The organism is Prosthecobacter sp. (assembly GCF_029946185.1).
Lineage (GTDB): Bacteria > Verrucomicrobiota > Verrucomicrobiia > Verrucomicrobiales > Verrucomicrobiaceae > Prosthecobacter.
This window is the reverse complement of sequence record NZ_JAQSEA010000092.1, coordinates 1-5,053: the sequence shown is the minus strand read 5'-3', so window position 1 is coordinate 5,053 and position 5,053 is coordinate 1. Positions and strand designations below refer to the sequence as shown.

Sequence of the window (5,053 nt, the reverse complement as noted above, 5' to 3'; positions counted from 1 at the left end):
TGCATCACCGCCTGCGTCACGTCGCGGGCGGGTTATGAAACAGCTCCTTACAAGGTCATTCGCACGGACGGAGACTTTGAAATACGCGAATATCCCGAGCTCAAAATCGCCACAACATCACGTGGCACGGACAATTCCAGCTTCATGCGGTTGTTCCGTTACATCGACGGCGGAAATGCAGCAAAAGAGAAGATCTCCATGACGACTCCGGTCTTCATGGTGGATGGAAAGATGGCCTTCGTGGTACCGGAAAAGAACAAGGCAGCCCCCCCTGCCCCAGTGTCTGACCAGGTGAAAATGGCCACATTAAAGGCGCGCCGCGTGGCAGCGTATCGCTTCAGCGGTTCCCGCACAAAGAACCTCGAACAGCAGTCTCTGGCGACACTGAAAACCTGGATGCAGCAAAACAAGCTTCAGGAGGCCGGAGCTCCCTTCAGCGCCTCCTACGACCCGCCGTGGACACCAGGTTTTCTGCGTCGCAATGAGGTATTGATTCCAATCCCTCAACTTTAATCTTCATGCGCATCGGCATCACTGGAGCGACAGGCTTCATCGGCAAACACCTAATGGCATCTGCAATGGGCCGTGGACATGAGGTCGTTGCGTATTCACGCAGACCAGGTTCGGGACTGCTGCAGCCGAAGCAGGCACCCCATGCGCTGCCTGAGACGCCGCTGGACGTGCTAGTACATCTCTCGGGAGAGTCTCTCATGGGTCTGTGGACGCCTGAGAAACGCGACCGCATCTGGAAAAGCCGCGTAGATTTCACCGAGGCCATGGTGGCCCATCTGGGCACATGGAAGGCTGAAAACCGCCCCAAGGTCTTGGTCTGCGCCTCCGGAGCCGGATTCTATGGCAACAGCGGCGACCATGCCGTCGACGAAAGCTCACTGCACGGCGAAGGCTTTCTGGCAGACGTCTGCGCAGGCTGGGAGCAGGCCGCACACCGGGCGGAAGCACTCGGCATTCGCGTCATCACCCTCCGCTCAGGTATGGTGCTGGGCCGTGACGGCGGGGCATTTCCCCTGCTGCGGCGGGTCTTTGCCTGCGGCCTCGGCGGCAGGCTGGGATCGGGTCAGCAATGGATGCCTTGGATCCATATTGACGACGCAGTACAGCTAATCCTCACGGCGATCACCACCGAAACCGTGCGCGGCCCGGTGAATCTGTGCGCGCCACAGGCTGTAACGAATGCGGAGTTCACCCAAAAGCTCGCAACGGCCCTCCATCGCCCAGCATTTTTTCATGCCCCGGCTTTTGCCCTCAAACTCCTGCTGCGCGGCATGGCAGACGAAATGCTCCTCAGCGGGCAACGAGCGTTTCCTCACGTCGCCACCGAGTTGGGCTACCGTTTTGCCCACCCTGAGCTTTCCAGCGCTTTCAAAGCGCTCGTCTGAACGGGGAGTTTACAGGGGTTGACAACAACCGTAAGCAGTCGTCAACCACTGTAAACAACCGTCAACTTCCCCAGCATGGCCTCCCAGCAGACCACCATCGGCATCATTTACGACTACGATCAGACACTCAGTCCGACGTACATGCAGGATGAAACCCTCTTCCCACACTTCGGCATCAATCCGGAGCAGTTCTGGAAACGCAGCCGCGAACTCGTGAATCAGGAAGGCTACGACGGGGAGCTGGCCTATCTGAAGTGCATGCTGGACTACCTCGACATGGACCGGCCAACGAACAAGGACTTGGAAAAACTCGGCGCAAAGCTCAATTTCTTCAAAGGCGTTCCAGAGCTTTTCGACGAACTGAACAAAGTGTTGAACGATCAGCACCGTCTCCTCGGTGTGAAAATCGAGCATTACATCATCTCCAGCGGCCTGAAGGCCCTGCTGGACGGCTCGGCACTGGCACCGTTTGTGACGCGGATCTTGGGCTGTGTGTTCGGCGAAGACAAAAACGGCCGCATCACTTTCCCTAAACGCGTGATCAGCCACACCACCAAGACGCAGTACATTTTCCGCATCAACAAAGGCATGCTGGAGCCCCACGAAGACGTGAACGATCACATGGCCCCGGAACTCCGCCCGATCCCCTTCCAGCACATGATCTATGTGGGAGACGGCCCGACGGACGTGCCCTGCTTCACCTTGATGAAACGCTACGGTGGCCACGCAGTCGCGGTTTACAATCCGGACGAGGCCAGCCGCAGCAGCTTCCGCAAGTGCTACCAACTCACCGGCCTCGCCGACCGCGTGAAACACATCGCCCCCGCCGACTACCGTCCCGGCAGCCACCTTCGGCTGCTTCTGGAGGAAATGGTGACCGATATCGCCGACGGCATCGTTCGCAAAAAGCGCCAGGAAATCGAGGATGGCACCGTCTCAGCACCGCACTTTTAGCACACGGCAATGCCCCGCGCCCGCATGTCACGAAACCATTCCACGTAAGCAGGCACGCCCTGCGCAATGGTCGTGGTGGGTTTGAAGCCGATAAGCGCCTTCGCCTTGCTCACATCCGCAGACGTCAGCGGCACATCTCCCGGCTGCTCCGGCAGTTGATTGATGACCGCCTTCTTGCCAACCGCCTGCTCAATCGTGGCGATCAGGTCATTGAGTGTCACCGTCTGGGAGCCACCTAGGTTGATAATATCACAAATGGGTCCGCTGCGGTAGTTGAGCGCACCCACGATGCCATCGACGATGTCGTGCACGAAGGTGTAATCACGGGCGGTGCTGCCATCACCAAATTTGTCGATCGGCTTGCCGTCTTCAATGAGCCGGGAGAATTTTGAAATCGCCAGGTCAGGGCGCTGGCGCGGACCATACACAGTGAAAAAGCGCAGGGCGACGGTCTTCATCCCGTACAAGTGGCTGTAATTGGAGCACATCTGCTCCCCCGCCATCTTGGTCATCGCGTAGGGGCTGATGGTTTGCAAAATCGGGTCCACCTCGGCAAACGGCACTTTTTTGTTCACTCCATAGACCGAAGAACTGCTGGCAAAAACAAAGTGCTTCACCCCGGTGCGGCGGGCGGCCTCAAGGAGATGGAACGTGCCTTTGATGTTGGTATCAATATACAACTCCGGCTGCTCAATGGATGGGCGAACCCCTGCACGACCCGCAAGATGGATAACTGCGTCAAAACGACCCACCTCAAAGGTTTCGGCGACGAATTTCGGATCAGAAATGTCCCCCTCACAAACCGTCACCTTCGAACCGACTGACCTCAGGTTCTCACGCTTGATCGTCGGGTTGTAGTAGTCGTTGAAACTGTCAATGATTGTGACCTGCGCTCCTTCCTCACGAATAAGGCGCTCAACGGTGTGGGAGCCGATGAAACCAGCTCCGCCTGTGACAAGAATTTTCATGCTAGAAAGGCCTGGCAGGGCGCGGTTGCCCACCGCCAGATGAGCAACTAATGAGCAATGCCCCGACAATTGCAAGGCATCAGGAGAAAGGGATTGACGCAAGGGGGCGAAATTCGCTAAATATGAGGGAATTCTCTGAATCATCCATTTTTCCGTCCCTGAACCATGAGCGAACCCGAAAACACGCAACCGCCAACACCACCCTCAGGCTCGACGCCAAAGACTGCCGCCGTCCCGCTGAAGAAAGAGACCGTGCGTATCACCCTGCGTGGGCGTCCGGGCACAGGTGTCACCCAGCCGCGTGAGTCCACATCCCCCGTCTCCCCTGCTACTGGCGGGATTCCAGTATCTTTCAACACGACATCCGTGGTTCCGATGGCGTCGAAAAAATCCACGGCTCCGATCCAGCTTCCTTCCGCCCCGCTGCCACCGCCCGCACCAAAATCCAGCACCGCTCCGGTGAGATTGCCTGCGCCCCCGATGTCGCCCCCCTCCAGGAAGACCACCTCGGCAATTCCAGTGGTCTCGTCACCGCCACCGGCCGCACCTGCCCCTTCGGGCGCCATGCCCCCACCTGTTGCGCGTCCCATTGGACCACCCACCGCGCCAAGACCTCCGGGCGCTCCAATGGCACCGATGGCTCCCCGTCCATCTTCCCCGCCCATGGCAGGCTTGCCCGCCGCAACCCGCCCGCTCACCCAAAATCCCGCAGCTCCGCCTCCTCGCACCGAAACAGGCGCACCTACGGTTCCTCTGCAAAGGCCAGGCGCAGGTCCTCGTCCACCTGGTGCAGGCACTGGCCCCATGGTAGGCGGTGGCGCAGGCCCGGCGGCAGCCCTCCCCAAAGCCACCGTCAAGCTGCAGCCCACGCAGGCCATGCAGCGCCCGTCCATCTCCGCTCCTCCCAGCGCTCCCGTAAAGCGTAGCGCTGCCGCTGATGCGGAACAGTTCTACGAAGAAAAGGATCCAGAAGCTGGCTTGGTGCCGCTTTCAGTAATCTGCTTTGTGATGTCCGCCGTTTTGATGATGATCCAACTCTTAGGATCTGACAGGGCTGGGATTGTTGACACCGAAGGTGGCTCACCCATCAAAGTACCGGCTGCCAACAAACAAGAATGGGAGTCCCACTCCTTGACCGGCGTCTGGTCCAACGAAAATTTCAAAAAACAGCTGCTGGCCATTCCTTGAATAATTGACGGCCCATCTCAATCTCACTCTTTCATCCCATGCCTCTTGCCTTGTTAGTTTTTGTCCTTGCCGTAATCACCTTGGCTCTCAACTTCCTCGCCCGAAGCGGCGGGGGTATGTAGGCCTCTGACATTTGTCCTGAAGGCCGCCGTTTCCATCCATCCGCCACTCTCACAGAGGGCGGATGGTATTGGTTTTGAAAACAGAATAAGCCTAGGTCACGTCCGTTCGACTTAGGTTTCGCAGGACCGCTGCGCAGCCCCATCCGGCCGTTCGGATGAAATCATGCTGACACTTTCAGCACCACCCTGAGGAAGTGATTTCCACCTCCGGGAATATCGGCGAATTTATCGACCCGACTCTATGGGGAAGGTTCACCCTCCACTGACAGAGCCCCTTGATGTCCGGGTTCTTTCCAGGCTCTACAGCGTCTTCCAATACGGATTTCCGGATAGCGGCGCATTGCCACGCGTCTGCCCAGCGCTGGTAGCGCTGGCTGTCCTCAGCCAGCCGCCGTCGACCTGTCCTTCGTAGCTCGACTCAGGA

At 58.3% G+C, this 5,053-nt stretch carries 6 protein-coding genes; 4 read left to right on the top strand and 2 right to left on the bottom strand.

Translation table 11 applies throughout. The annotated features are described in order from the left end of the window. From PSV43_RS07245 to PSV43_RS07235, 3 genes are all read left to right on the top strand, one after another. Positions 1 to 513: heme-binding protein (locus tag PSV43_RS07245; protein ID WP_300195019.1), on the top strand; the 513-nt coding region annotated here is incomplete at its 5' end. A 5-nt stretch (positions 514 to 518) separates the two neighbouring features. Continuing rightward, positions 519 to 1,397, top strand: a complete 879-nt coding sequence (locus PSV43_RS07240) for a TIGR01777 family oxidoreductase (protein WP_300195017.1) — start codon at positions 519 to 521, stop codon at positions 1,395 to 1,397. Positions 1,398 to 1,472: 75 nt separating this feature from the next. After that, positions 1,473 to 2,351, top strand: a complete 879-nt coding sequence (locus tag PSV43_RS07235) for an HAD family hydrolase (protein WP_300195015.1) — start codon at positions 1,473 to 1,475, stop codon at positions 2,349 to 2,351. On the opposite strand, the gene PSV43_RS07230 is transcribed toward PSV43_RS07235, so the two are convergent. After that, positions 2,348 to 3,319 carry an SDR family NAD(P)-dependent oxidoreductase gene (locus PSV43_RS07230; RefSeq protein ID WP_300195013.1) on the bottom strand — a complete coding sequence of 324 codons (972 nt, stop codon included), beginning with the start codon at positions 3,317 to 3,319 and terminating at the stop codon, positions 2,348 to 2,350. The genes PSV43_RS07235 and PSV43_RS07230 overlap by 4 nt on opposite strands. Before the next feature lie 140 nt (positions 3,320 to 3,459). Continuing rightward, on the bottom strand, positions 3,460 to 3,885 hold the full coding sequence (locus PSV43_RS07225) for a hypothetical protein (protein WP_300195011.1): 426 nt from the start codon (positions 3,883 to 3,885) through the stop codon (positions 3,460 to 3,462). Positions 3,886 to 4,195: 310 nt separating this feature from the next. On the opposite strand from PSV43_RS07225, the gene PSV43_RS07220 reads away from it, so the two are divergent. Continuing rightward, the gene (locus PSV43_RS07220) at positions 4,196 to 4,507 is read left to right on the top strand and encodes a hypothetical protein (RefSeq protein WP_300195009.1); all 312 of its coding nucleotides are present in this window, start codon (positions 4,196 to 4,198) and stop codon (positions 4,505 to 4,507) included. The last annotated feature ends 546 nt before the right edge of the window (positions 4,508 to 5,053 follow it).